General features: G+C 43.0%; 28 protein-coding genes and 1 riboswitch. Of the genes, 23 read left to right on the forward strand and 5 right to left on the reverse strand.

The window, feature by feature from the left end:
- Window positions 1-152: 152 nt before the first annotated feature.
- Together HNR41_RS04055 and gcvT are read left to right on the forward strand one after the other, a co-directional pair.
- Complete coding sequence (locus tag HNR41_RS04055) at window positions 153-653, forward strand: shikimate kinase (protein ID WP_184281984.1); 501 nt, start codon at window positions 153-155, stop codon at window positions 651-653.
- A 72-nt stretch (window positions 654-725) separates the two neighbouring features.
- Window positions 726-817: riboswitch (glycine riboswitch) on the forward strand.
- A 74-nt stretch (window positions 818-891) separates the two neighbouring features.
- Window positions 892-1,974: a glycine cleavage system aminomethyltransferase GcvT gene (gcvT, locus tag HNR41_RS04060; protein ID WP_184281986.1), complete on the forward strand. Its 1,083-nt coding sequence runs from the start codon at window positions 892-894 to the stop codon at window positions 1,972-1,974.
- Between the two features lie 294 nt (window positions 1,975-2,268).
- Here gcvT and HNR41_RS04065 read toward each other — a convergent pair whose 3' ends face one another.
- The 4 genes from HNR41_RS04065 to HNR41_RS04080 are packed head-to-tail and all read right to left on the reverse strand — an operon-like array spanning window position 2,269 to window position 4,383.
- Window positions 2,269-2,655, reverse strand: a complete 387-nt coding sequence (locus HNR41_RS04065) for a rhodanese-like domain-containing protein (protein ID WP_229714917.1) — start codon at window positions 2,653-2,655, stop codon at window positions 2,269-2,271.
- Window positions 2,656-2,683: 28 nt separating this feature from the next.
- Window positions 2,684-2,902, reverse strand: coding sequence for an SA1362 family protein (locus tag HNR41_RS04070; protein WP_184282917.1), 219 nt, complete (start codon window positions 2,900-2,902; stop codon window positions 2,684-2,686).
- Complete coding sequence (locus tag HNR41_RS04075; protein ID WP_184281988.1) at window positions 2,899-3,807, reverse strand: DUF1385 domain-containing protein; 909 nt, start codon at window positions 3,805-3,807, stop codon at window positions 2,899-2,901. The genes HNR41_RS04070 and HNR41_RS04075 overlap by 4 nt, the downstream gene beginning before the upstream one ends.
- A gap of 15 nt (window positions 3,808-3,822) precedes the next feature.
- Complete coding sequence (locus tag HNR41_RS04080) at window positions 3,823-4,383, reverse strand: hypothetical protein (RefSeq protein WP_184281990.1); 561 nt, start codon at window positions 4,381-4,383, stop codon at window positions 3,823-3,825.
- A 115-nt stretch (window positions 4,384-4,498) separates the two neighbouring features.
- On the opposite strand from HNR41_RS04080, the gene HNR41_RS04085 reads away from it, so the two are divergent.
- The 13 genes from HNR41_RS04085 to recN all read left to right on the forward strand — a co-directional run bounded on the left by HNR41_RS04085 (window position 4,499) and on the right by recN (window position 16,535).
- On the forward strand, window positions 4,499-5,554 hold the full coding sequence (locus HNR41_RS04085) for a M24 family metallopeptidase (protein ID WP_184281991.1): 1,056 nt from the start codon (window positions 4,499-4,501) through the stop codon (window positions 5,552-5,554).
- Window positions 5,555-5,579: 25 nt separating this feature from the next.
- Window positions 5,580-6,137 carry an elongation factor P gene (gene efp, locus HNR41_RS04090; RefSeq protein ID WP_184281993.1) on the forward strand — a complete coding sequence of 186 codons (558 nt, stop codon included), beginning with the start codon at window positions 5,580-5,582 and terminating at the stop codon, window positions 6,135-6,137.
- A gap of 107 nt (window positions 6,138-6,244) precedes the next feature.
- Window positions 6,245-6,682 (forward strand): acetyl-CoA carboxylase biotin carboxyl carrier protein, encoded by a 438-nt coding sequence (gene accB / locus HNR41_RS04095; protein ID WP_184281995.1) that lies wholly within the window; start codon window positions 6,245-6,247, stop codon window positions 6,680-6,682.
- On the forward strand, window positions 6,682-8,028 hold the full coding sequence (gene accC / locus HNR41_RS04100) for an acetyl-CoA carboxylase biotin carboxylase subunit (protein ID WP_184282871.1): 1,347 nt from the start codon (window positions 6,682-6,684) through the stop codon (window positions 8,026-8,028). The genes accB and accC overlap by 1 nt, the downstream gene beginning before the upstream one ends.
- Window positions 8,029-8,390: 362 nt before the next feature.
- Complete coding sequence (locus HNR41_RS04105) at window positions 8,391-8,741, forward strand: Asp23/Gls24 family envelope stress response protein (RefSeq protein ID WP_184281997.1); 351 nt, start codon at window positions 8,391-8,393, stop codon at window positions 8,739-8,741.
- A 26-nt stretch (window positions 8,742-8,767) separates the two neighbouring features.
- Complete coding sequence (gene nusB, locus HNR41_RS04110; protein WP_184281999.1) at window positions 8,768-9,151, forward strand: transcription antitermination factor NusB; 384 nt, start codon at window positions 8,768-8,770, stop codon at window positions 9,149-9,151.
- A 6-nt stretch (window positions 9,152-9,157) separates the two neighbouring features.
- Window positions 9,158-10,498 carry an exodeoxyribonuclease VII large subunit gene (xseA, locus tag HNR41_RS04115; RefSeq protein WP_184282001.1) on the forward strand — a complete coding sequence of 447 codons (1,341 nt, stop codon included), beginning with the start codon at window positions 9,158-9,160 and terminating at the stop codon, window positions 10,496-10,498.
- Complete coding sequence (xseB, locus tag HNR41_RS04120) at window positions 10,491-10,700, forward strand: exodeoxyribonuclease VII small subunit (RefSeq protein ID WP_184282003.1); 210 nt, start codon at window positions 10,491-10,493, stop codon at window positions 10,698-10,700. Before xseA ends, xseB begins: the two co-directional genes overlap by 8 nt.
- Window positions 10,687-11,565, forward strand: coding sequence for a polyprenyl synthetase family protein (locus HNR41_RS04125; RefSeq protein WP_184282004.1), 879 nt, complete (start codon window positions 10,687-10,689; stop codon window positions 11,563-11,565). The genes xseB and HNR41_RS04125 overlap by 14 nt, the downstream gene beginning before the upstream one ends.
- Before the next feature lie 94 nt (window positions 11,566-11,659).
- Window positions 11,660-13,552, forward strand: coding sequence for a 1-deoxy-D-xylulose-5-phosphate synthase (gene dxs, locus HNR41_RS04130; RefSeq protein ID WP_184282007.1), 1,893 nt, complete (start codon window positions 11,660-11,662; stop codon window positions 13,550-13,552).
- On the forward strand, window positions 13,530-14,315 hold the full coding sequence (locus HNR41_RS04135) for a TlyA family RNA methyltransferase (RefSeq protein WP_184282008.1): 786 nt from the start codon (window positions 13,530-13,532) through the stop codon (window positions 14,313-14,315). The genes dxs and HNR41_RS04135 overlap by 23 nt, the downstream gene beginning before the upstream one ends.
- A gap of 88 nt (window positions 14,316-14,403) precedes the next feature.
- Window positions 14,404-14,856: a transcriptional regulator AhrC/ArgR gene (gene ahrC / locus HNR41_RS04140; protein ID WP_184282010.1), complete on the forward strand. Its 453-nt coding sequence runs from the start codon at window positions 14,404-14,406 to the stop codon at window positions 14,854-14,856.
- A gap of 14 nt (window positions 14,857-14,870) precedes the next feature.
- Complete coding sequence (gene recN, locus HNR41_RS04145) at window positions 14,871-16,535, forward strand: DNA repair protein RecN (RefSeq protein ID WP_184282012.1); 1,665 nt, start codon at window positions 14,871-14,873, stop codon at window positions 16,533-16,535.
- Here the strand turns inward: recN and HNR41_RS04150 are convergent.
- Window positions 16,532-16,789, reverse strand: a complete 258-nt coding sequence (locus tag HNR41_RS04150) for a DUF2627 domain-containing protein (protein ID WP_184282014.1) — start codon at window positions 16,787-16,789, stop codon at window positions 16,532-16,534. The genes recN and HNR41_RS04150 overlap by 4 nt on opposite strands.
- 237 nt (window positions 16,790-17,026) lie before the next feature.
- Here HNR41_RS04150 and HNR41_RS04155 point away from each other — a divergent pair, with 237 nt between their 5' ends.
- The 8 genes from HNR41_RS04155 (at window position 17,027) to HNR41_RS04190 (ending at window position 25,291) form a co-directional block, all read left to right on the forward strand.
- Complete coding sequence (locus tag HNR41_RS04155; RefSeq protein ID WP_184282016.1) at window positions 17,027-17,932, forward strand: phosphate acyltransferase; 906 nt, start codon at window positions 17,027-17,029, stop codon at window positions 17,930-17,932.
- 1 nt (window position 17,933) lies between these two features.
- The gene (locus HNR41_RS04160; RefSeq protein ID WP_308807839.1) at window positions 17,934-19,031 is read left to right on the forward strand and encodes a Glu/Leu/Phe/Val family dehydrogenase; all 1,098 of its coding nucleotides are present in this window, start codon (window positions 17,934-17,936) and stop codon (window positions 19,029-19,031) included.
- A gap of 2 nt (window positions 19,032-19,033) precedes the next feature.
- On the forward strand, window positions 19,034-20,116 hold the full coding sequence (gene buk / locus HNR41_RS04165) for a butyrate kinase (protein ID WP_184282020.1): 1,083 nt from the start codon (window positions 19,034-19,036) through the stop codon (window positions 20,114-20,116).
- Window positions 20,109-21,521, forward strand: a complete 1,413-nt coding sequence (gene lpdA / locus HNR41_RS04170; protein WP_184282022.1) for a dihydrolipoyl dehydrogenase — start codon at window positions 20,109-20,111, stop codon at window positions 21,519-21,521. Before buk ends, lpdA begins: the two co-directional genes overlap by 8 nt.
- A 13-nt stretch (window positions 21,522-21,534) precedes the next feature.
- Complete coding sequence (locus tag HNR41_RS04175; RefSeq protein ID WP_308807838.1) at window positions 21,535-22,530, forward strand: thiamine pyrophosphate-dependent dehydrogenase E1 component subunit alpha; 996 nt, start codon at window positions 21,535-21,537, stop codon at window positions 22,528-22,530.
- Complete coding sequence (locus HNR41_RS04180) at window positions 22,523-23,506, forward strand: alpha-ketoacid dehydrogenase subunit beta (RefSeq protein WP_184282026.1); 984 nt, start codon at window positions 22,523-22,525, stop codon at window positions 23,504-23,506. The genes HNR41_RS04175 and HNR41_RS04180 overlap by 8 nt, the downstream gene beginning before the upstream one ends.
- Window positions 23,507-23,518: 12 nt before the next feature.
- On the forward strand, window positions 23,519-24,772 hold the full coding sequence (locus HNR41_RS04185; RefSeq protein ID WP_184282027.1) for a dihydrolipoamide acetyltransferase family protein: 1,254 nt from the start codon (window positions 23,519-23,521) through the stop codon (window positions 24,770-24,772).
- Between the two features lie 81 nt (window positions 24,773-24,853).
- The gene (locus HNR41_RS04190; RefSeq protein WP_184282029.1) at window positions 24,854-25,291 is read left to right on the forward strand and encodes a BrxA/BrxB family bacilliredoxin; all 438 of its coding nucleotides are present in this window, start codon (window positions 24,854-24,856) and stop codon (window positions 25,289-25,291) included.
- Window positions 25,292-25,326 lie beyond the last annotated feature (35 nt).

Below are 25,326 nucleotides of genomic sequence, written 5' to 3' on the forward strand. Positions count from 1 at the left end.
TCAGCGTGTCTGTATACTTTTTACTTATATATTTAATCGGGGTATACTATCATTACTTTAATAGGTTTCAGCTGGTACTCGATATCCGCATGAATTTAATTGAAATCTATATTTCCAGAATCTATCAAATAATAAATTAGGTGAACAGACATATGATATTAATCGGTTTTATGGGATGCGGCAAAACGACAATCGCAAATGAACTCGGCAGAAAACTGAACAAAGAAGTCATCGACCTCGATGCAGTGATTCCGGCAATCGCAGGACGGACAATACCTGAGATCTTTGCGGATGAAGGAGAAGCGGCATTCAGGGAATATGAATACCGCGCGCTTAAAGAAACACTTCAGAAAGATGTGATTATCGCGACCGGCGGCGGGGTAGTGACTTACGATAAATCTTACGATGAATTAAAGGGGCTGTCCGGCAGACCGGTATTCTTTTTAAATGCACCGTTTGAAGATTTATACAAACGGATCCAACAGGATGAAAACCGCCCGCTCGGAAATCAGGACAGCGAAAAAGTCCGCGAGCTGTATAATTCGAGACTGGATAAATATACTTCACTTGCCAGCAGGGAAGTCAGCACACTTCAGACTGTAGAAAAAACAGCCGCTGAAATCATAGTTTATATGGATGAATCGAATCTTTAGCCGTGAGTATTCAGCTTGCTATTTTCAATAAATTATGACTATAATGTATACGGATTCAAAAGACAGTTACGGATGAATAATACTGGAGAGAACGCGTTATGCGTCGCCGAAGGAGCAAACCGTTATACGGTGAATCTCTCAGGCAAAAGGACAGTATTGCGACGTAATCCTGAAGATTATATCAACAGGACAGCGAGCAGTCACTGTCCTGTTTTATTTATTTGAGGAGGAAATTGTAATGAGTGAGTTAAAAAGAACACCTTTAAACGAGTACTATCATGAGAACGGTGCTAAACTGGTCGACTTTGGCGGCTGGGAAATGCCTGTTCAATTCTCAAGCATCAAAGAAGAACACACAGCAGTAAGAGAAGATGTCGGTATTTTCGATGTCAGTCACATGGGTGAAATCCGTGTTACAGGCGCTCAGGCTGAAGAATTCTTAAACTATGCACTGACTAACGACGTTACTAAGTTAACAGATGTAAAAGCTCAATACACTGCGCTCGCTAATGAAAAAGGCGGAGTTATCGATGATCTTGTAATTTACAAGCTTGCTGAAAATGACTACCTTCTTATTCCGAACGCAGGCAATACTGATGAAGACTACGAATGGCTTAAGGCTATCGAAGGGTACGACGCAGTTGTAGAAAACGTATCTGCAGATTACGGTCAGCTTGCAGTGCAGGGACCAAATGCAAGAGCTTTAGTACAAAAATTCACAGAAACTGATCTTTCCGAACTGAAAATGTTCAACTTTGTCACAGATGCTCAGGTTGACGGCAAAGACGTTATTATTTCACAAAGCGGTTACACTGGAGAAGACGGGTTTGAGCTGTACTGCAAACCGGAAGATACACTTCACCTGTGGAAACTGTTCGTAGATAACGGTGCTGCTGAATGTGGGCTGGGTGCACGTGATACTCTGCGTCTTGAAGCGGGACTTCCACTTCACGGCCAGGACTTGTCACCTGAAATCTCACCACTGGAATCACGCATCGGATTTGCAGTTAAAGTAGACAAAGGCGACTTCATCGGTCAGCCGGTATTAAAAGAACAAAAAGAAAGCGGTATTCCACGCCGTCTGTCTGCATTTGAAATTACAGGCAAAGGAATCGCGCGTACGGACTACGAAGTATTCGATAACGAAGGAAACAAAGTAGGATATGTTACAAGCGGAACGCAGTCGCCAACGACTAAACGTTCAATCGGTTTCGCATTAGTTGATACTGATTTCTACGAACTTGATAAAGAGTTTGTAATCAAAGTGCGTAACAAAGAAGTACCTGCTAAATTCGTTAAAACACCATTCCACAAAAACTAATTATTTTATTAAACCCTGCGGCATATGATGCTGCAGGGTTTTTTATGCTGATTGACCGGCGGGTAGTGAGATGCGTTCATTGGGATGCAGAACGGTAATTGTCCCATCGTAAACTCCACATTGGGGCAAATACACTGAATCATCTCATCGTGACACACTCATTGAGATATTGGCAATTATCCATCCCAATGTGAAGCGTACACTGAGACGAACAGCTTTAATTGTCCCATCGACGCCGGCAATCACTCAAAACAAAAGCACCTGACCGGTAACGGTCAGGTGCTGTCGCTTATATTAACGATTTTTTGATTTAATCTTGCCAGTCCATTTAGCAATACCCTGTTTAAGAACGTTGATATCTTTATGGCCGTCTTTTTTCAGCATACGTGCTGCACGAAGTGCCGTACGTCCATTTTGATCGTATAAGTAAACGGCTTTATCTTTACGGATACCGCCTTTTTTCATTTGGAATGTTGAAATCGGCATGTTTCTTGCTCCAAGAATATGGCCGTGTTCGAATTGTGCTTTCTCGCGTAAATCAATCAGCTGCACTTTACGCAGATCCTGATTGAATTCCGTTTCAGATAACATGTTAACGCCTCTCATACTTAAAAATGCATTTATCACCAATACAACGATGACAACTGCCAAAATTATTAATGCAATAATCCAGCTTTCCACTTAAAAACCTCTCCTTGTTATATGTGTATTATTTTTTACGGTGTTTACGTTTTGCCTTGCGCAGTGCTTTTTTATACTTTCTCTGATCTTCAGTTAAGATAAAGAAATAATAAATGCCGTAGAAAATCGCGGCAAGCACAAGCATGAATATCAGTGAATTAACAACCATGCCGAGCACGACATCCAGGTTCATCAAAAGCCCGATTGCCGAGACAATCAGTACGATAATTATCAATGCTTTTTTCACTTTTTATCACTCCCTAAAAGGTGGTTGAATGAATGTATCGCCACTTCAACCTGATCATTATCCGGCTGCTTTGTCGTTAAGTACTGCAGCCATAAACCCGGCAGCCCAAAGTATTTCAATACGGGAACTTCCCGGAGCTTATTAGTAATCTGAAGTACTTCAAATGACAGTCCCAGCACAACAGGTATCAGCAGAATTCTGTTAAGTACCCTGACATAAAGCGGGTCGACCGGTACGAACATGTACACGGCGAAACCGACGAGCACAGTAAACAGTATAAACGAACTTCCGCAGCGGTAGTGCAATCTTGATTCAGCCTGCACATTTTCGATCGTTAAAGGTTTATCCTGTTCGAAACAGTTAATTACTTTATGTTCAGCACCGTGGTATTGAAACAGCCGCTTCACCATTGGTGTCAGTGACAATATGTATATGTAGCCCAGCAGAATAATTAATTTAATCAGTGTTTCAAGTGCCACCTGGCCCAGTTTCCCTGTAATAATACCGGAAAACACTTCTGCCACAAACACCGGAATTAATGTCAGTATAAATTTACCGATGAAGAAGGTAAGTATACCGATAATAACGGTGGAAAGCACGACTTTTGCTGTATTTTGATTGTTTTTCTCCTGCTCTATTTTATAATCTTCCGCCGGATCACGGTCGTAACGGTCTGCGGCGAAATCCATATGTTTCATCCCGTAGACGCTCGCTTCCAGTATCGCGACATTGCCTCGGATCAGCGGAATTTTCTTAAGTCTGGTCAGGAACGGTTTTTCAGGCCGGGGCATGTCGAAGTAGTCGATATCCCCGTTCGTCCGCCGTATGGCTGTCGACATATGCGTCTTCGACTGGAACATGACACCTTCTGGTACTGCCTGGCCGCCGTAAATCGGTTTAGTCATTATGCTTCATTCTCTCTACAAGTATTCTGTCGCCGACTGCAGCCTGTCAATTGCTTCGTTAAGGAGCTCGTCGTCGTCTGCAGCCAGTGCATCCGCAATCTGGTTTACAGCTTCAGTAATTTCTTCATTGGCAAGAACAACATTGGAATGTTCACGTTCCAGAACTTCAGTCAGTTCCAGTTCGCCGACTGCAGTTTCATATGTTTCAACAGTGTCGTTCACTGCATCTCTCGTTTTAACCACTTCACCGCTGTTGACCTGATCACCATTACGGTAAGCAGCGATATGTTCGTTCATTTTATTCAGATTTTCTGTAATGCCGCTAGCATAAACAGTAACGGTATCCACATATAATTCCACGTTGGGATTATCGCGGTCGCGTTCGAAGTTGACGATTTGCGTTTCGAGGTTGTCCAGATGCAGAGTCAGCTGCTGATTACGGACCTGTTCGGTCTGAAGAAGTCCTTCAAGCTCGCTTTTATACTCTTCCTGCTCGATCAGCGCATCTTCAGGCGAGCTCTGTGAGCACCCTGCAGCAAGTAATACTAATATGATTGCAGATAGTTTAAGTTTCATCGCACATTCTCCTATATATCATTAGACTATTTTAACATGTTAGCGTTAAAATATAAAAAGAAAATGAAATAGATATCGGTTTCATGTAAAATGGTTATGGAGAGGTGGCGGAGAAATGATTAAATTTGATAAAGTACAACAGTTGATTGAGAGAGAAAACCTTGATGCATTACTCGTAATGAGCAGTTATAACAGAAGATATTTAAGTGATTTTACCGGCTCCAGCGGAGCACTCGTTATTACACCAAAAGCGAGATACTTAATATCCGACTTCAGATATAAAGCCCAGGGTGCTGAACAGGCTCAGGATTTCGAGTTTGTACTGCAGCAGGGAAGCCTGCTTGATTTCATCGCATCATTTATGAAATCAAAAAACATTAAACGTATTGGTTTCGAAGGGGAACACGTAAACTACAATACATACAGCAAGATTAAAGAAGACTTTGAAACAGTGCCGTTAACAGGCGAAGTGGAAAAAATCCGTTTAATCAAAACTGATGATGAACTTGATTTAATTATGAAAGCCTGCGAAATCGCAGACCAGTCTTATGAGTACATTTTAACTTATGTTAAAGCAGGTATGACTGAGCTGGAAGTTAAAAATGAGCTTGAAGCGCACATGACGAAACTCGGTGCGAGCGGGCCCAGTTTTGATACGATTGTTGCAAGCGGACACAGAGGTGCACTGCCGCACGGCGTCGCTTCTGACAAAGTAATTGAAGAAGGCGATATGGTAACATTGGACTTCGGTGCATACTACCAGGGATACGCATCTGATATTACACGCACGTTCGGCGTCGGTTCGGTGTCTCCCGAGATGGAAGAAATCTACAACGTCGTTCTCGAGTCCCAGCTGAAAGCGCTCGATGAAATAACAGCCGGCATGACAGGCAGTGAGGCTGACTCTGTTGCACGCGATGTAATCAGCAGTCACGGTTACGGTGAAAACTTCGGTCATTCACTCGGACACGGATTCGGTCTTGAAGTACATGAATTGCCAGGTCTGGCACAAAAAAGTACAATGACTTTAGAACCCGGCATGTGCGTCACGATTGAACCGGGCATTTATGTAGACGGTCTCGGCGGTGTACGTATCGAGGATGATACAATAGTCACTGAAACGGGTCTGAAAAAATTAACACACAGCAGTAAAAAACTGTTTATCGTATAAGACAGATTACCAGGAGGAAAAAAACATGATTTCAGTAAACGATTTTAAAACGGGACTTACAGTAGAAGTAGAAGGCAACATTTGGAGAGTAATGGACTTCCAGCACGTTAAACCGGGTAAAGGTGCGGCATTTGTACGCAGTAAATTAAAAAACCTTCGTAACGGCGCTATCCAGGAAAAAACTTTCAGAGCGGGCGAGAAAGTCGGCAGAGCTCAAATTGACAACATGAAGATGCAGTACTTATATGCAGACGGCGACAGCTATGTATTTATGGACAACAACACTTACGAGCAGATCGAAATTCCTGCAGATCAGCTTGAGCACGAATTAAAATTCCTTAAAGAAAACATGCCTGTATCAATTATGATGTACGGAAGCGAAACACTCGGAGTAGAACTTCCGAAAACTGTTGAGCTTGAAGTAACAGAAACTGAACCGGGAATTAAAGGTGACACTGCAAGTGGTGCATCTAAATCAGCAACACTTGAAACAGGGATTACACTTCAGGTGCCTTTATTCGTTAACCAGGGAGATATTCTGGTTGTTAACACTGATGAAGGTTCTTACGTTTCGAGAGCGTAATTACAGTTAAAGAGCAGTAATAAAATACTGCTCTTAATTAATACTTGAATTGGTATGACCACCTATGTAAAATGTAGTACATATTATTTTATGGGAGAGTAAAACTAATGAATTTAGAACAAGTCGATTCTTTAATTGAAAAAATGGAGCGTGCATCGCTTACTGAGATTTCTTATAAAGACAAAGATGTGGATATTAAACTGAAAAGAGATTTATCACCGGCTGTTACACAGGTGCCGCAGACAGTACATACACAAAACGCACCGCAGGTGCCTCACACTCCGGCTAAAGAAGTTCAGCCTGAAGACGAAGGTCTCGTTGTCAGAGCGCCAATGGTCGGCACGTTCTACAAAGCGCCGTCACCAGAAGCGGATGCTTACGTTAAAGTAGGGGACAAAGTATCAAGCACATCTGTTGTTTGTATTTTGGAAGCAATGAAATTATTCAACGAAATTCAGGCAGATGTATCCGGTGAAGTGACAGAGATTCTAGTAGACGACGGAGATATGGTTGAATACAATCAGCCATTATTCAGATTACGATGATTAAAAAAGTCTTAATCGCAAACCGCGGAGAAATTGCGGTTCGCATCATCCGTGCATGTCACGAACTTGGAATCGAAACTGTCAGTATATACTCTGAAGCAGACAAGGATAGTTTACACCGGAAACTAGCGACAGAATCTTACTGCATCGGACCAAAACTTTCAAAAGACAGCTACCTGGATATGATCGGTATTATTACGATTGCACAATCCACGGGCTGTGATGCAATTCACCCCGGATACGGGTTTCTTGCTGAAAACAGTGATTTCGCAGAAATGTGTGAATCATCGAGCCTGATCTTTATCGGACCGATGTCTGAAACAATCTCTCTGATGGGTGTTAAAGACGTGGCGAAGAAAACGATGATCGAAGCGGACGTTCCGACAGTACCGGGCAGCGACGGAGTCGTTAAATCACTCGACGATGCTTATGAAATTGCTGAGGAAATCGGCTATCCGATTATTATTAAAGCAAGCCACGGCGGCGGCGGTAAAGGTATCAGAGTCGCACGCGATAAAGCTGAGCTGACTCAGAACTATAAATTAACCGAGCAGGAAGCTGAAAGTGCATTCGGCAATAAGAGTCTTTATATCGAGAAATATATTGAAAACTTCCGCCATGTGGAAATTCAAATACTTGGAGATTACCATGGCAACGTTGTTCATCTTGGAGAACGTGACTGTACAGTCCAGCGCCGTATGCAGAAACTCGTGGAAGAAGCGCCGAGTCCGGTAATCAGTGACCAGACGAGACGTGAAATGGGAGAAACTGCTGTACGAGCTGCGAAGAGCATCGATTACATCGGTGCCGGTACGATTGAATTCATTTATGACCTTAACGACCATAAATACTACTTCATGGAAATGAACACGCGTATTCAGGTTGAGCATCCGGTAACAGAAATGATTACAGGTGTTGACCTTGTGAAATCACAAATACAAGTGGCGATGCATGAAGAAATTCCTTATAAACAGGAAGACATTAAATTTGAAGGCCATGCATTTGAATTTAGAATAAACGCTGAGAACCCGTATAAAAACTTTATGCCGTCTGCAGGAAAGATTACAGAATTCCTTCAGCCCGGCGGATTCGGAGTAAGAATGGACACTGCATCATATGCAGGCTATGTCATTCCGCCGTATTACGATTCAATGATTGCCAAGCTGATTGTCCACGGTAAAAACCGTGAAGAAGCAATCCAAACAGCAAAACGCGCACTGGATGAGTTCCAGATCAGCGGAATCGATACGACAATTCCGTTCCACAAGAACATACTGTTAAACGAAGCGTTCCTGAATAATAACTACAATACTAACTTTCTTGCTGAGCAGGATATTATGAAGTAGAAAATTCAACCGTCTTTTTATTCCTATGCGGAATAGAGAGACGGTTTTTATCCTCTGTAAATTAGGGTAGAGATTATTAAACCCGAATGAAGGGGACTAAGACCAATGAATAATTTCCTTGAAGTGTATAACGATGAAGTGAAAAATGTTCAAAAGACCGGCAATAAACAAAGCGGGGAATTTTTAAACTCACCCGGGGATTCCCAATCTAATTGACTAAACCCGCAAATAGACATATATTTAAAATAACAAAAACAGCAGTTTTACTATTTTTGAACGTGCTGAAATGTTTATAAATCCATTCAGTAAACCATTTAATATTACCCGCATCACATGATATAATAAAACAGTGAGGTGATTATATGATTTTACAAAATCATAATACAAATTTGGGCAGCATCGAAATTTCCAGTGAAGTCATTGAAGTAATCGCGAGTATTGCGGTTGAAGAAACTAAAGGCGTTCACTCATTGCAAAATAATTTTGCCAGTGGTAATATCGAAAAGATTGGGAAGAAATTCCGTGGTCGCGGTGTTAAAGTCGAGACGAAAGATGATCAGATTCACATTGCGATTTACGTCGTATTATCAACCGACCGGAACGTTCACAGCGTAGCTGAGCGTATTCAGGAAAATGTTAAACAAGCTGTAAATGATATGCTCGAAGTCACAGTTAACGAAACTAACGTGCACATCGTCAATATTATTAAATAAGTTAATAGATAGGTTTAGGTGTAAGCATGAAAAGACATGAACAACGCAAGAAAGCATTTCAGCTGTTATTTCAGACAGACAAAAACGTCGTTGAGCTGAAAGATGCACGTTTTTACGAAGTGTATCAGACTGAAACATTTGTTAAGTCGGTAGTCGATTACTACATTCACAACCAGGAAACAGTAAATGATGAAATCAGCCGTTACTTAACAGGATATACGATTGAACGTATATCAAAAGTGGAAAGAAATATATTACGCCTCGCGGTAAGTGAATTGCAAAGTCACGGCGCACCTGTAAAGGTCGTTATCGATGAAGCAATCAAACTCGCAAAAAATTACGGTGACAAAGACAGCCACCGTTTTGTAAACGGGGTACTGAAGAACTTTGCCGTGCAGAATGAAGGTTAGGTAAAAATGGATAGTACAAAGTATTTATCAGTTCAGTCCTTAACAAAATATATTAAATATAAATTTGAAAAAGACCCGTACCTGCAACGGGTCTTTCTTAAAGGTGAGCTGTCGAATGTGAAACATCATTCGAACGGCCACATATATTTTTCTATAAAAGATGACAAGTCTGTCATCAGTGCGGTCATGTTCAGATACGATGCTGAAAAGCTGAATTTCAAACCCGAAGAAGGGCAGAATGTGCTTTTGGCCGGCAACATTACTCTGTACGAAGCCCGCGGACAATACCAGATTTACGTAAAAGAAATGCAGATTGACGGTATTGGCCAGCTGTTTTTAAAACTGGAGCAGAATAAAGAACTGCTGAAGAAAAAAGGTTATTTGAATCCGGAGCATAAAAAGCCGATCCCGGCTTTCCCGGAACATATTGCCATCGTCTCGTCCAGTACGAGTGCGGCAATTAAAGATATGATAACCACTTTAACGCGGAGATATCCGCTCGTTAAGGTGACTTTATTAAATACATACGTACAGGGCGGACGCAGTCAGGAAAGTGTGCTGACAAATCTGAGCCGCGCGGACAGGCTTGGTGTGGATACTGTCATCCTTGCACGCGGCGGGGGTTCTATAGAGGATCTCTGGACGTTTAACGAGCTGGAAGTTGCCCTTCAGGTATTTAATATGAATACACCGGTTATTACAGGTGTCGGTCATGAGACAGATAGTACACTGGTCGATTACGTGAGTGATTTACGTGCTCCGACGCCGACTGCTGCTGCAGAACAGGCAGTGCCGAATATCAGAGATTTAAATCTCCGTCTCGGTGAACTGCACAGACAGTTCGACAGTCTGATAATGTCTAAAATTGACCGTTCCAAAAAGCACCTGGAAAGTTTAGCGGACTACTATAAATTTAAAAATCCGAATTTATTATATACGGAACAGACTGAAAAGCTCAGAGATTTAACGATGACACTCGACAATTATATGTCGTCATCGCTGCTGCAGCACCGTCATCTGCTCGACAGAAATACGGCGGCACTGTCATATAACAATCCGGCACCGCGTATCAGAGATTCAAAACAGGAGCAAAAGAGAATGGAAGATGAACTTAAACGCCGGATGAAAACAGTACTCGACCGGAAAACAGAACGTCTTGCAGGCAATATTAATGTGCTGGAATCAGTCAGCCCGGTGCAGATATTAAAAAGAGGCTATTCTTATACTACGTTTAATAATAAAATAGTCACAGAAGCAAAAAACTTAAAAGTTGGCGATGTGATTGAAACATCATTTAATCAGGGCACAGTCAGCGCGAAAGTGACAGAGGTGAATACAGATGACTAAAAATGATCAGACTTTTGAAATGAAAATGACGAGATTGGAAACAATCGTTAAGTCACTTGATGAAGAGGAAGTATCCCTTCAGAAGTCGCTGGAACTTTATCAGGAAGGTATTAAACTTTCCCAGGAGTGCGACAACATACTGAAAAACGCAGAGTTAAAAGTTGAAGAACTGAATAAGGATACTGACAATGATGAAGAATAATATATCTTACATCGATAAAGTCAGGGAAAACATTCTGGATCATCTTAAAACATATCAGCATTCCGAGACGATTTACAATGCGAGTAAATATTCTATTGAAGCCGGCGGTAAAGGACTGCGTCCTTTGCTGTTATTTACTGCGCTTGAAGCACTTGATACAGATATTGAAAAGGGTATCAGTGCAGCGTCTGCGATAGAGATGATTCATACGTATTCTCTTATTCACGATGACTTGCCTGCTATGGACAATGATGATTTAAGACGCGGCAAGCCGACGAATCATATCGTTTTCGGCGAAGCGGCTGCAATTCTTGCAGGAGATAATCTGCTTAACGAGAGCTTTAATGTGATTGCTAAAGATAAAAACTTATCTGCAGAAGTCAGAATTAAACTCGTTGAAACTATTTCAAACAGAAGCGGACAGTCGGGCATGATCAGTGGACAAATGCTTGATATTGAAGCGGAAAACCGTAAAACTTCGCTCGAAGAACTGGAATCAATCCACGCGTATAAAACCGGCGCACTGATTAAAGCACCGGTACTGTCAGCATGTATTATTGCCCAGGCAGCACCTGAGATTTCAGAACGTCTGGAAAAATTCAGCGAAGTCATCGGTGTCCTGTTCCAGATTAAAGATGATATTTTAGACCTTGAAGGTAATCCTGAACTGACAGGTAAAAATACAGGCAGTGACGCCAAAAAAGGTAAAGTAACTTATATCAGTGAACTTGGACTGAACGGAGCGAAAGAAGCATTAGCCAAAAAAGTCAGTGAGGCAAACAGCATCCTTAACAGTCTGGATGAGTTAATATCGACAGCGGGATTACGTAAAATCGTTCAGATGTTTGCTGAAAGAGATCAATGATAATTCATATGTCAGTATGAATTATCATTTTTCTTTTTGGTCCGATGATTAAAGTGTTATAATTATTATTAGTAAAATTAAAGGTGGTTGCTATATGAATATATATAGTATTGACGAGCCTGCATTCTTGAAAAATTTAAATGAAGAAGAGCTCGTACAACTAGCAAGTGACATAAGAGAATTTCTCATCGAGTCATGTGCAGTAACAGGCGGCCACATCGGAGCAAACTTAGGTGTTGTTGAATTGACAATCGCACTTCATAAGTACTTTGATTCACCGTCGGACAAACTGATTTTCGATGTAGGGCATCAGGCATATATTCACAAAATTTTAACGGGAAGAAGTGCGGATTTCGCAACGCTCAGACAATATAAAGGTTTATGCGGATTTCCAAAAATGCGCGAAAGTGAACACGATGTATGGGAAGCGGGCCATTCATCGACGTCGCTGTCAGCAGCGATGGGCTTTGCAAAAGCGCGTGATATAAAAGGTGAAAAAAATCACGTTGTCCCGATTATCGGTGACGGCGCATTAACCGGCGGTATGGCCCTTGAGGCATTAAATCATATCGGCAGCGATAAGACGAACATGACGATTATTTTAAACGATAACGAAATGAGTATCGCTCCGAACGTCGGGGCCCTTCATAACATGCTCGGACGTATGAGAACGAACACACAGTACAACAAATTTAAACACGGTGCTGAAGGGTTTATCGAGCGTCTGCCGCAGGTCGGCACAACGCTTCGCGACCTTGCTGACCGTTTTAAAGACAGTACGAAATATATGTTTGTCGACGGCATTTTCTTTGAAGAGCTCGGCATTAAATATATCGGTCCGGTCGATGGTCATAACTTCGAAGATCTCGGTGCTGCAATTAAAACATCCAAAGAATATAACGGTCCGGTCATTATTCACGTGATTACTAAAAAAGGTAAAGGCTATCATCCTGCAGAACACGATAAACTTGGTATCTGGCATGGTCTTGGACCGTACAAAATCGATACTGGCGAAGTACTCGGCACGAAGAAAACCGAATCGTGGAGTGCATTCATGTCGAACACTGTACTCGACCGCGCTCATAAAGATGAATCTATCGTCGCAATGACACCGGCTATGCCTGTCGGCAGCAAACTGACTAAATTCCAAAACGAACTGCCTGAACGTTTCTTTGATACCGGCATTGCGGAACAGCACGCCGTTACAATGGCAGCAGGTATGGCGGCTGCAGGTATGAAACCATATCTTGCAATCTATTCGACGTTTTTACAGCGCGGTTACGACCAGCTGCTTCATGACGTGGACAGACAGAATCTCGATGTATTATTAGGTATTGACCGCAGCGGTCTTGTCGGTGCAGACGGTGAAACACACCAGGGTGTATTCGACATCAGCTTTATCGCTCCGCTGCCAAACATCACTCTGATGATGCCGAGAGACGAAAAAGAAGCTGAAATGATGATTGATTTATCATTTGCAACACCGGGTCCGATGGCGATCCGTTATCCGCGGGGCAACGTGTACGGCATCGATATGACAGAAGACCGCGGTCCGCTTGAAATCGGCAGCTGGGAAGTGCTCCGTGAAGGTGCAGATGCTGCATTAATTTCTTACGGTCCAACGCTTCAGACTGTTATGGAAGCTGCAGAAAACTTAAGCAGAGAAGGCATTGAAGTTAAAGTTATCAATGCACGCTTTATCAAGCCGCTTGATAACGGTATGCTTAACGCGCTCGGCGACAGTGACATTCCAGTGTTTGTTATTGAAGAAGCAATGCTTGCAGGCGGACTCGGCAGCATGATTTCAACTTATATGAATGATCAGCTGTACACGAATAAAATTCAGCGTCTCGGCATCGATAACGAATATATCGAGCACGGTGATGTGGATCTGCTGCTCCGTGATATCGGTATTACAGCAGAAAACATTGTACTCCGGACGAAACAGCTGACAGGGGAAACGCATGAAAAAAATACGAATCGATGAATATATTTTTGAACATTTCAATGTCGGTTCAATTGACGATATAAAGAAATTAATCATGGCAGGGAAAGTATTGAATAATAATGAACCTGTCTATAAAGCCTCGGATAAAATTGCGCCGGACAAAGCCCACGTCAGATTTAAAAACGTGAAACAGTTTGTCTCAAGAGGCGGATTAAAACTAAAACATGCCATCGATTCATTCGGACTGGATGTAAAAGACAGAGTAATGCTCGATATCGGTTCTTCAACAGGCGGCTTTACCGACTGCGCACTGCAGCATGGGGCGAAATACGTCTATGCTGTCGATGTCGGTACGAATCAGCTTGCCTACCAGCTCCGTATCGATGAGCGTGTCTGTGTAATGGAACAGACGAACTTTAAAGACACAGTTATCGAAAACTTCGATCCGCTGCCGGAAGTCATCTCAATCGATGTATCCTTTACATCGATCGTGCCGATTCTCCGTCACATAAAATCTCTGTTTAAAGACGAAATAGAAATTGCCGCTTTAATTAAGCCGCAGTTTGAAAGCTATCTTGAAGAACGTGAAGACAGCGGTATTATTACGAACCCCGATACGCATTACCAGGTGATTCAGCGCGTGCTGAAGGAATGCGGATTACTGGGTCTTAATCCTGCTGCAGTTGACCGCTCTCCCATTACCGGAACTAAAGGAAATATAGAATATTTATTTTATCTGACCGGCAGTGAAACTGAATATGCATTAACAGACAAGGACATCAAAACCGTCGTGTACGGCTGATGTCTTTGTTTTTGCTATGCAATTTGAACGCCGTATGATAGTATAATGAATAAATATTCAACGTTACATTTATAAAGGGGGGATTTTAATGTCTAATAAATCAATCAGACAAATTAAAATCAGGGAAATCATTACGAATAACCGCATCGAGACACAGGAAGAGCTTGTAGATAAACTTATAGACCACAAGTTCAATGTCACTCAGGCTACAGTATCAAGAGATATAAAAGAGCTGCAGCTGATTAAAGTCCCGTCACCGGGCGGAGAATATGTTTACAGCATGCCGAAAGACCGACAGTACCATCCGCTCGAAAAACTGGGCCGCTATCTGATGGACAGTTTTGTAAAACTGGATTTTACAGAAAATCTGCTCGTCTTAAAAACACTGCCGGGTAATGCGCAGTCAATCGGTGCGATTATCGATCAGCTTGAATGGGAAGAAGTTGTCGGCACAATTTGCGGAGATGACACATGTCTGTTAATATGCCGCGATGAAGAATCACAGCAATTAATTAAGGATCGAATTTTTAATCTTATTTAACCGGGGTGTTTAATGTGCTGCTCAGATTAAGTGTGCAGAATTTTGCCGTACTTGAAAATGTTGAACAGGATTTCTCCAGAGGAATGACCGTGTTTACCGGTGAATCAGGTGCCGGAAAATCTAAAATTATTGAAGCCGTCAGTTACCTGGAAGGACGCCGTGCATCAGCAGATGATATCCGTTACGGAAGCAGCGGTGCTGTCATTGAAGGCGTCTTTGATTTTCCCGTCAGTGAAAAACTCAGCAGTATGCTTAGCTCACTCGGTATTGAAGAAGATGAGTTGTATATTGTCAGACGTGAAGTCATGGCCAGCAGCAAAAGTCTGATTAAAATTAATAATCAGATGGTCACGCTGAATAATTTAAAACAGATTATGTCACTTGTTTTATCTATTCACTCTCAGTCCTCGCAGGCTGAAGTATTAAAAATGAGTGAACAGATTGAATATCTGGACCGCTATATCGGTCTTGCGGGGGAAACTATATTTACCGACTATCAGAAACATTACGAAGCATACCAGTCTGTTAAACAGCGTATTGGAGAACTTGAGTATAAAGACCGCAACCGTCTGACACAGCTCGAGCTGTTAAAAATGCAGCATGCCGAACTGTCGGCACTCGAGCTGAAAGAGGATGAAGAGGAAGAGCTTGAAAATGAGCTTGAGTTTTTATCAAACTACGAAAATATTCACGGTGCACTCAGCCAGATTAAAGCGCTGCTCGTCAGCGAATATCCGCCGCAGGGTATGCTTTATAATATTAATCAGTCGCTCGATACCGTGACTAAGTTTGACGAGTCATATACATCTTACAAAGATACGCTGATGGATGCATATTATCTTTTAACTGAACTGAATTCGCACGTGTCGAATGATCTGTCATCAATCGATTACGATGCGGAACGTCTGAATGCGATTCAATCGCGTTTAAATCAGTTTAACCAGCTGAAACGCAAATTCACTAAAACCTATTCAGGGCTGATTGAATTTCAGCAGGAACTGCAGGAAGATATCGATGACCTTGAAAACATTTCACAGTCATTTACAAGACTGGAAGAAGAGCAGAAAGAACTCTATGAGAAAATGGAGCAGTCCGCGATGAAACTGCATAAGTACCGCGGAGAGCGCAAGCATTTCCTTGAGAGTAAACTGCGCCGTGAACTGAGCGAGCTCGAAATGCCGAATGTGCAGTTTGAAATCAGCTTAAAAGAATCGCACTTTAATGCGCTCGGTTTTACCGATGTTGAGTTTTTAATTGCAACAAACAAAGGCGAACCGTTAAAACCGCTGAATAAAATTGCTTCCGGCGGGGAAGTGTCGCGCGTAAGCCTGGCACTCCGGACAATTTTCTCAGAATTTGACAGTGACTCGCTGATAATATTTGATGAAATTGATACAGGTGTGAGCGGGCAGGTTGCTGCACGCATGGTAGAGAAGATGAAACTGTTATCCAAACAGCGCCAGGTACTGGCGATTTCACATCTGCCGCAGGCGGCGGCTACTGCCGATCATCTTCTGCATGTTGAGAAGAACACCGAAGGCGAACGGACACAGTCAACCGCGTTCTATTTGGAATACGAAGATAAAATTGAAGAGATTGCACGCATGATCAGCGGCTCGAAAATTACTGAAGCCGCAAGATTAAATGCTGCAGAATTGCTAAAATCCAGTGAAGATTAATCTTCACCGGATTTTTTTGTCTGTTTCATAAAACGTTCCTGGGCACGTTTATTTTTACGTTCGCGGTAGAGGAGATAGCCCCCGATAAACCAAATTCCAAGTGCCGTCATAATCAGACCGGCAAAAAACTGCAGCGCAGTGTATGTAAACGGATCGATAACGATACCGAATATACTGTCACGCATCAGCTTTATTCCAACTCCCGCTATAATTCCGGGAATGACGAGTATTATTAAAGCGATTATTTTCAGCATAGTAATTCTCCTATAATCATTTCTAAATATATTATACATCAAAGTGAAGAAAGTAAAATTTATAATTTATGAAACATCTATGAAATAACACGTTGAAATATTCTTAATACTTAAACATTTTTAATACGCTTTTCTTTTAGTAAAAATAATTGTATGCTTTTTGTAAGGGCTTTCAAAGAGTGTCCGGCAAATGTAATTATCCGAAATATTGTATAATAATCCTGAGGAGGCGAATTCATGAATTTTGATGAAACATTAAAAGTAAATTCCAGCACCCGGGCATCAATAGCACTCGTCAAAGCGGCCTCAAAAGACCTGCTTGAACTGGTCATCGAGACGGCACAGGAACCCGGTACAGCATGGCATCTTTTTGATGACGAACAGACATTAACAGAGATGTTCAAAAAACTGAACTATGATTACAAAATACATAATGTAACCATTCACCATAGTGCGGATGATTCAGACGCAGCACAGAAAGCCGGCCGGTTTATTTCAGACGGCGGTGCAGATGTCCTGATGAAAGGTCTGATATCCACAGGTGTAATTTTAAAAGCAGTATTAAATAAAGAATTGAAACTGCTGGATCAGGAACTGCTGTCACACGTTGCACTGTTCAGTCTGGCGAATTACCATAAACCGGTAATTATCAGCGACGCAGCGATGAATATTAATCCGGATACAGAAACTAAAATTAAAATAATAGAGAACTCAATTACCGCAGCACACCGTCTCGGTATTAAAGAACCAAAAATCGCACTGCTGTCTGCAGTCGAAAAAGTGAATGAGAAAATAGCTTCTACCGTCACAAATGATACAATAGTAACGGCCCATAATTTTAAAAATGCAATAATTGACGGGCCGATGCAGTACGATCTTGCAATGTCAAAATCAGCTGCAGAAATTAAAGGTTACGATTCTGCCGTAGCAGGCGATGCGGATATTCTGATTATGCCGCACATCGATGCAGGCAACATATTGTATAAAGCACTGGTAACTACGGCCGGCGCTCATGTGGCAGGTATGATTACAGGACTTAAAGTTCCGTTCGTACTCACTTCACGTGCAGATTCAAAAGAAGAGAAGTATAATTCAATTAAATTGGCAATTAAAATGATGGAACACAACCAGGAGGATGTTTAATATGATTTTTACTGAAATGGAACAGGGCGATTACGAACAGTTAGTTTTCTGCCAGGATAAAGCAAGCGGACTTAAAGCGATTATTTGTATTCACGATACGACACTTGGACCGGCACTCGGCGGAATCAGATTCTGGAACTACGAACGTGAAGAAGACGCAATCACAGACGTACTTCGTCTTGCTAAAGGCATGACATATAAAAATGCGGCTGCAGGTCTTAACCTCGGCGGCGGTAAAGCAGTCGTTATCGGCGACGCTTCAAAAGACAAATCTGAAGCATTCTTCCGTTCACTGGGACGTTATATCAATAACCTTGGCGGACGCTACATCGCAGCGGAAGATGTCGGCACAACTGTTGAAGACATGGACTATATTTATCAGGAAACTGATTACGTGTGCGGTGTCAGCGAAGCTTACGGCTCAAGCGGCAACCCGAGCCCGTTCACAGCACTTGGACTGTTCGTAGCGACTCAGCGTACAGCTAAAGAAGCATTCGGCAGCGATGACTTAACAGGTAAGAGAATAGCTGTGCAGGGTGTAGGAAACGTAGCTTACAGCTTATGTAAACATCTGCACGAAGCAGGTGCGGAATTAATCGTTACTGATATTAACGAAGCTGCAGTACAGCGCGCAGTGGACGACTTCGGAGCAGAAGCAGTCGGTCTTGACGAGATTTACAGCGTTGACGCTGATATCTTTGCACCTTGTGCACTTGGCGGTATTTTAAACGACGAGACAATTCCTCAGCTTAAAGTTAAAGCAATTTGCGGAAGTGCGAACAACCAGCTTCTGGACATTGAAAAACACGGTAAGATGCTGCAGGATGCGGGCATCGTTTACGCACCGGACTATGTAGTTAACTCAGGCGGCGTAATTAACGTTGCAGATGAACTTGAAGGCTACAACAAAGAACGCGCAACTGCGAAAGTTAAAGAAGTATACAACCAGATCGACAAAATCTTCACGATTGCGAAAGAAGAAAACATTTCACCGCAGCATGCTGCAGACCATATGGCGGAATCACGCATTAAAGCAATTCAGAATGTGAAGAGCGTATACACTCAAACTGATAAAAACATCCTTTCCGGAAGAAAATAGTAATGGAAAAGTTTATACTTGTATTGAATCTCGGGAGCACGACAACTAAAGTTGCGCTCTTCCGGGATTTAAATTGCCATATAGTTAAGACCTACTCCCATGATAAGGGGCTAATCAGCCGGGGGATTAACGAGCAGAAGTCAGTGCGCTATGAAACAATCATTCAATTTCTGAAAGATTCCAAAGTTGCACCTGAAGAAATAAGTATCGTCGCAGCACGCGGCGGTCTGCTGCAGCCGGTTGAGGGCGGCACGTATTTAGTTAACGAAGACATGCTTGATGATTTAACTTCAGGTAAATACGGTGACCACGCTTCAAACTTGAGCGGCATTCTCGCAGCGGAATTCGCAGGAGACTACGATATCGAAGCTGTTATTACAGATCCGGTTGTTGTAGATGAACTGTGTATTCAGGCGCAGTATACAGGTATTAAAGGCATCAGGCGCACTTCGATTTTTCACGCACTGAACCAAAAAGCAGTAGCGAGAAAATATGCAGCCGGCATCAATAAGAATTATGAAGATTTAAATTTAATCGTTATTCATATGGGCGGGGGTATTACAGTCGGTGCACACCATCTCGGACGTGTTATTGACGTAAATAACGGTCTGAACGGTGACGGTCCGATGAGTCCGACACGCGCAGGCAGTCTTCCCGTCAACGGTTTGCTGAAGTATCTGGACAGACATAATTTATCGCATCAGGAAATTAATAAACTGATTTCAAAACAGGGCGGCCTGCTGTCTCATTTAAATACTGAAGATGTCCGTGATATTGTTGCAGCTGTAGAAAAAGGCGATACTCACAGTGCAGAAGTGCTGGAAGCAATGGCGTTCCAGATAGGCAAGGAAATCGGAGCGAAAGCCGCGGTACTTCACGGCCAGGTAGACCAGATTATATTTACCGGCGGGGTCAGCCGCAGCGAATACGTAATGGACTTAATTAAACCTTATATTTCATTCCTTGCACCGATTACGGTTTATCCGGGCGAGCTTGAAATGGAAGCACTGGCTTACGGTGCATATACGATAGAACAGGACAGAACATTGCTTAAGACATACAGAGCGGAGGTTTCACATGACTAAAAATTACGATACAGTAGTTATCGGCGGAGGCACCGGCGGTTACGTCACTGCGATTAAACTCAGCCAGCTCGGCCATGAGGTCGCGGTTGTGGAAAAAAGCAGTCTTGGCGGTACATGCTTAAATAAAGGATGTATTCCGACAAAAAGCTTTTTAAAGAGTGCTGATGTCATCAACACTATGAAGAATGCGGATCTGTACGGTATTACACCTCAGGAACCGTCGTTCGAAATGGCGAAGATTATCGGGCGTAAAGACGAGATTGTCAATAAAATGCAGAATGGTATTAAATACCTTCTCGACAAAAATAAAGTGGATGTTTATGAAGGAACGGCAACTGTGCTCGGTCCGTCATTATTCTCACCGCTTGCAGGTGCTGTCAGCGTCAGCTATGAAGATGAGGAAAAAGAGAGTGAAATACTCGTTAATGATTTCGTCGTTATTGCTGCCGGATCAAAACCTGCAGAACTGCCTTTCATGCCATTTGACGGCAAAGTGATTTTATCGAGTGACGACTTAATGTATTTGGAAGAAATCCCTGAAAAAATTGCAATTGTCGGCGGCGGTGTCATCGGAGTGGAATTCGCAACTGTGCTTAATGCATTTGGTGCAGACGTTACAATTATTGAAGCAGCAGCACAGATTCTGCCGACGGAAGACAAAGACGTTGCACAGGCTGTTAAAAAGTCACTTGCTGAAAGTGGCGTAACAATCCACACGGGTGTTAAACTTTCAAGTGAAGGTGTCAGTATTAAAGATGACAGCGTGTCATTGACAATAGGTGCTGAAGAAGCTGTATTCGATAAAGCAGTCGTTGCAATCGGGCGTAAAGCGAACACGGATGAACTCGGCCTGCAGAACACGAAAGTTAAAGTGGATAACGGTGTAGTGGAAGTGAATGAATTCCAGCAGACGAAAGAATCACATATTTACGCAATCGGCGATGTGACGTCATCACCGCAGCTTGCACACGCAGCGATAGAAGAGGGCTTAATTGCAGCAGAACATATTACTGATAACAATCCTCTTACTCTGAACTACAGCAATGTACCCAGATGTGTGTATACATCACCGGAAGTTGCCTCCATTGGTCCTACCACTGAGCAGCTGAAAGCACAAAATACAAAATTTAAAACACATAAATTACCGCTTTCTGCAATCGCAAAAGCAGTAATTGAAGATGGCGGGGAAGGCTTTATTAAATTAAATGTCTCACCGTCAGGAGATATTCTCAGCGCGTCGCTTGTCGGCGCCAATGCGACTGAACTGATTAACCAGCTGTCGCTTGCGAAATTTATGGATGCATCGGCACTTGAATTATCCAGTGCAGTTTTCGCTCATCCATCTGTCGGGGAAATTATTAAAGAAATCGGACTCGATGCCGAAGGTATCGCAATTCACGTTTAGGAAGGTGAAATTTTTGTTATCTTATAAAGAAACAGATTTAACAGAAACAGACTTACAGGAAATGTACAAAACAATGCTTATCTCACGCCGTCTTGACGAGCGTATGTGGTTATTAAACCGCGCAGGTAAACTGCCGTTTGTAATTTCATGTCAGGGTCAGGAAGCGACACAGGTCGGTGCTGCATTTGCACTCGATAAAGAAGTCGATATTATTAACCCTTATTACAGGGATCTTGCACTTGTTACGCATTTCGGCATGACACCGGAAGAGACGATGCTGTCAGCATTCGCCCGCGGTTCGGATGTGCAGAGCGGCGGACGCCAGATGCCCGGTCACTTCAGTAAAAAAGCGAACAACATTATGACGCAGGGTTCTGCTGTTACGACACAGATTCCACACGCTGTCGGTGCAAGCTATGTATTTAAAATGGACAAAGAAAAACGGGTATCACTGGCTACACTTGGTGAGGGTTCAACATCACAAGGTGACTTCCACGAAGGCTTAAACTTTGCCGGCGTGCACAAGCTGCCGTTTATCTGCCTGATTGAAAACAACAAGTACGCAATCAGTGTGCCTGCACACCTGCAGTATGCTGCAGACAAATTATCTGACCGCGCAATCGGTTACGGCATGCACGGTGAACAGGTTGACGGTAATGATCCGATCGCTGTTTACAAAGTAATGCAGGAAGCAAGAGAGCGTGCAGTTAACGGCGAAGGCGCTTCATTAATCGAAGCAATGTCAATCCGTTTAACACCTCACTCGTCAGATGATGATGATAAGTACCGTGAAGCTGAAGAACTTGCTAAAAATAAAGAAGACGACTGTTTAGAATTATTTAAACTGTATCTCCTCGATGAAAAAGTTATCGATGAAGCTTGGCTCGAAGCAGTTGAAGCAGACGTTAAAGATACTGTAAACAAAGCAACTAAAGCTGCTGAAGCTGCACCTTATGCCGCTCCGGAACATGCTTTAAAACACGTTTATGAGGAGGTCAACAATGGCTAAGTTGTCTTATCTCGATGCAATCCGCGACGCATTGTTTGTCGCTATGGAGCAGGATGATGATGTATTTGTATTAGGTGAAGACGTTGGTAAAAAAGGCGGCGTCTTTAAAGTAACAGAAGGACTTCAGGAGAAGTTCGGAGAAATGCGTGTACTCGATACACCGCTCGCAGAAAGCAATATTGTCGGTACGAGTGTCGGTGCTGCAATGATGGGTAAAAGACCTGTTGCGGAAATTCAGTTCGCTGAATACATTCTGCCTGCAGTGAACCAGATTTTAAACGAAGCGGCGAAAGTCCGTTACCGCTCGGATAACGACTGGAATGCGCCGATGGTTATCCGTGCGCCGTTCGGCGGGGGAATCCACGGTGCGCTGTACCACTCACAGTCAATCGAATCTATATTCGTGTCGACTCCGGGGCTTAAAGTTGTCGTACCGTCAACACCGGCTGATGCCAAAGGTTTATTAATGGCTGCGATAAAAGATAACGATCCGGTATTGTTCTTTGAACATAAAAAAGCATACCGTCTGTTAAAAGGCGAAGTGCCTGAAGGCGACTACACAATTCCATTAGGGAAAGCCGACGTTAAACGCGAAGGCGATGACATTACTGTGATTACTTACGGACTGTGCGTCAACTACGCCATACAGGCTGCAGAACAGCTTGCAAACGACGGTTACCAGGCGGAGATTCTTGATCTGCGCACTCTTTATCCTCTGGATAAGGAAGCGATTATTAAAGCAGCTTCGAAAACAGGCAAAGTACTTCTTATTACTGAAGACAACCTTGAAGGCAGTCTGATCAGCGAAGTATCTGCGATTATCGGTGAGAACTGTCTGTACGACCTGGATGCGCCGATTATGCGCCTCGCAGGCCCGGACGTGCCCTCGATGCCTTATGCACCGCCGATGGAAGATTACTTTATGATGAATCCTGAAAAAATTTACAATAAAATGCTCGAACTCAGCGAGTATTAAGGGGTGGCGAACATGACGGAAATTACAATGCCGAAACTCGGTGAAAGTGTTACCGAAGGTACGATAGAAAACTGGCTGGTCAAAGTTGGCGATCACGTCAGCGAATACGATCCGATTTGTGAAGTCAACACAGCGAAAGTTACTGCCGAAGTGCCCTCAGTGCACGACGGTGTAATTACGGAAATCCTCGTTGAAGAAGGGAAAACAGTGGAGGTCGGCGTTCCAATTTATAAAATTGAAGTGGACGGCGGTGCTGCGGAACCGGAAGTGAAAGAGGAAGAAGTAGAAACTGCTGCTGTTAAAGATGACGAGCCTGTAAAACAGAATAAACCTGCAGTTAAAAAACAGTCGGGTGACCGCAGACTGTCACCGGTAGTCATGCGTTTAATCGGTGAGCATAATATTAATATCGATGAACTTCATGGTACAGGATTTAACGGCCGCATTACTAAAAAAGACGTTGAGAAATACCTTGCTGACGGACCGTCAGAGCAGCCGGCTCAAAAGGCAGCAGCAAGCACGCCTGCACCTGAAAAAGCAGCTCCGGCAGCGACAGCCTCTGTGAAGAGCGGGGAATCGATTAAAGTATCCGGTGTACGCAAGGAAATTGCGCGACGCATGGTGCAGTCATCAACTGAAATTCCGCATGCATGGCTGATGATGGAAGTCGATGCGACGAATATGGTTAACCTGCGCAACAAACATAAAGCACGCTTTAAAGAGCAGGAAGGGTACAACTTAACATTTTTCAGTTTCTTCGTTAAAGCTGTATCCGAAGTGCTTAAAGACTATCCGATTTTAAACAGTTCATGGGACGACGACACAATTACCGTTCACGACGATATCAACTTATCAATCGCAGTTGCGAATGAAGATAAGCTTTTTGTGCCGGTAATTAAAAATGCCGATGAACGTTCATTAACGGGCATCGCAAAATCAATCAGCACGCTTGCAAACAAGGCGCGCTCAAATAAATTAACAGGCGACGATATGGCCGGCGGCACGTTCACTGTAAACAACACAGGTGCTTTCGGGTCAGTCCAGTCCATGGGCATCATAAACCAGCCTCAGGTGGCAATTCTGCAAGTTGAATCGATCGTCAGGAAACCGGTGTTTATCGGAGATATGCTCGCATCACGCCATATGGTGAATCTGTGTCTGTCTATCGACCACCGCGTACTCGACGGTTTGGTTGCAGGACAGTTCCTGAAAGCAGTCAAAGAAAAAATTGAAAATCTCGATCCGGACGCTGATTCGGTTTATTAACTTTACAAACAGTCATGCGCTCGCTAAAATAAACAGTACTGACATGACTTTTTAATTAGTCGTATAAAGGAGATTTTCAATATGGAATTAGATTTTAATTTATACATGCAGGATTTAGTTCAGAATGCACGTAACGAATTAACTGAAGCAGGTTATACAGAAATGCTTACACCTGACGAAGTTGATGCACACTTAAACAAAGAGGGTACTGCACTTGTTATGGTTAACTCTGTGTGCGGCTGTGCCGGCGGTATTGCACGCCCTGCAGCAATTCACTCTTTAAACTACGACAAGCTTCCGGACCAGGTACTTACTGTATTTGCCGGTCAGGACAAAGAAGCAACTGAACAGATGCGCGATAAAGCACCTGACTTTTTACCATCATCTCCATCGTTCGCATTTTTCAAAGACGGCAAGATCGTCGATATGATTGAACGCCACCAAATTGAAGGCCATGAAATTATGAGTGTAATTACAGGACTTCAGGCCTGGTTTGAAGAACACGGCAAAGAAGCATAAAAAAGAAAACACCCTCAAACGGCAAACGCCAAAAG

The sequence above is a fragment of the Jeotgalicoccus coquinae genome, assembly GCF_014207425.1.
GTDB lineage: Bacteria > Bacillota > Bacilli > Staphylococcales > Salinicoccaceae > Jeotgalicoccus > Jeotgalicoccus coquinae.

Bases quoted from the DNA above. Each gene is read 5' to 3' on its own strand.
- HNR41_RS04185 (WP_184282027.1), top strand. From the start codon at position 23,519: ATGACGGAAATTACAATGCCGAAACTCGGTGAAAGTGTTACCGAAGGT.
- HNR41_RS04055 (WP_184281984.1), top strand. From the start codon at position 153: ATGATATTAATCGGTTTTATGGGATGCGGCAAAACGACAATCGCAAAT.
- ahrC (WP_184282010.1), top strand. From the start codon at position 14,404: ATGTCTAATAAATCAATCAGACAAATTAAAATCAGGGAAATCATTACG.
- HNR41_RS04105 (WP_184281997.1), top strand. From the start codon at position 8,391: ATGATTTTACAAAATCATAATACAAATTTGGGCAGCATCGAAATTTCC.
- xseB (WP_184282003.1), top strand. From the start codon at position 10,491: ATGACTAAAAATGATCAGACTTTTGAAATGAAAATGACGAGATTGGAA.
- buk (WP_184282020.1), top strand. From the start codon at position 19,034: ATGGAAAAGTTTATACTTGTATTGAATCTCGGGAGCACGACAACTAAA.
- HNR41_RS04155 (WP_184282016.1), top strand. From the start codon at position 17,027: ATGAATTTTGATGAAACATTAAAAGTAAATTCCAGCACCCGGGCATCA.
- HNR41_RS04080 (WP_184281990.1), bottom strand. From the start codon at position 4,383: ATGAAACTTAAACTATCTGCAATCATATTAGTATTACTTGCTGCAGGG.
- HNR41_RS04180 (WP_184282026.1), top strand. From the start codon at position 22,523: ATGGCTAAGTTGTCTTATCTCGATGCAATCCGCGACGCATTGTTTGTC.
- HNR41_RS04135 (WP_184282008.1), top strand. From the start codon at position 13,530: ATGAAAAAAATACGAATCGATGAATATATTTTTGAACATTTCAATGTC.
- HNR41_RS04150 (WP_184282014.1), bottom strand. From the start codon at position 16,789: ATGCTGAAAATAATCGCTTTAATAATACTCGTCATTCCCGGAATTATA.
- HNR41_RS04190 (WP_184282029.1), top strand. From the start codon at position 24,854: ATGGAATTAGATTTTAATTTATACATGCAGGATTTAGTTCAGAATGCA.
- accB (WP_184281995.1), top strand. From the start codon at position 6,245: ATGAATTTAGAACAAGTCGATTCTTTAATTGAAAAAATGGAGCGTGCA.
- HNR41_RS04160 (WP_308807839.1), top strand. From the start codon at position 17,934: ATGATTTTTACTGAAATGGAACAGGGCGATTACGAACAGTTAGTTTTC.
- efp (WP_184281993.1), top strand. From the start codon at position 5,580: ATGATTTCAGTAAACGATTTTAAAACGGGACTTACAGTAGAAGTAGAA.
- HNR41_RS04075 (WP_184281988.1), bottom strand. From the start codon at position 3,807: ATGACTAAACCGATTTACGGCGGCCAGGCAGTACCAGAAGGTGTCATG.
- HNR41_RS04125 (WP_184282004.1), top strand. From the start codon at position 10,687: ATGATGAAGAATAATATATCTTACATCGATAAAGTCAGGGAAAACATT.
- nusB (WP_184281999.1), top strand. From the start codon at position 8,768: ATGAAAAGACATGAACAACGCAAGAAAGCATTTCAGCTGTTATTTCAG.
- xseA (WP_184282001.1), top strand. From the start codon at position 9,158: ATGGATAGTACAAAGTATTTATCAGTTCAGTCCTTAACAAAATATATT.
- HNR41_RS04085 (WP_184281991.1), top strand. From the start codon at position 4,499: ATGATTAAATTTGATAAAGTACAACAGTTGATTGAGAGAGAAAACCTT.
- gcvT (WP_184281986.1), top strand. From the start codon at position 892: ATGAGTGAGTTAAAAAGAACACCTTTAAACGAGTACTATCATGAGAAC.
- dxs (WP_184282007.1), top strand. From the start codon at position 11,660: ATGAATATATATAGTATTGACGAGCCTGCATTCTTGAAAAATTTAAAT.
- lpdA (WP_184282022.1), top strand. From the start codon at position 20,109: ATGACTAAAAATTACGATACAGTAGTTATCGGCGGAGGCACCGGCGGT.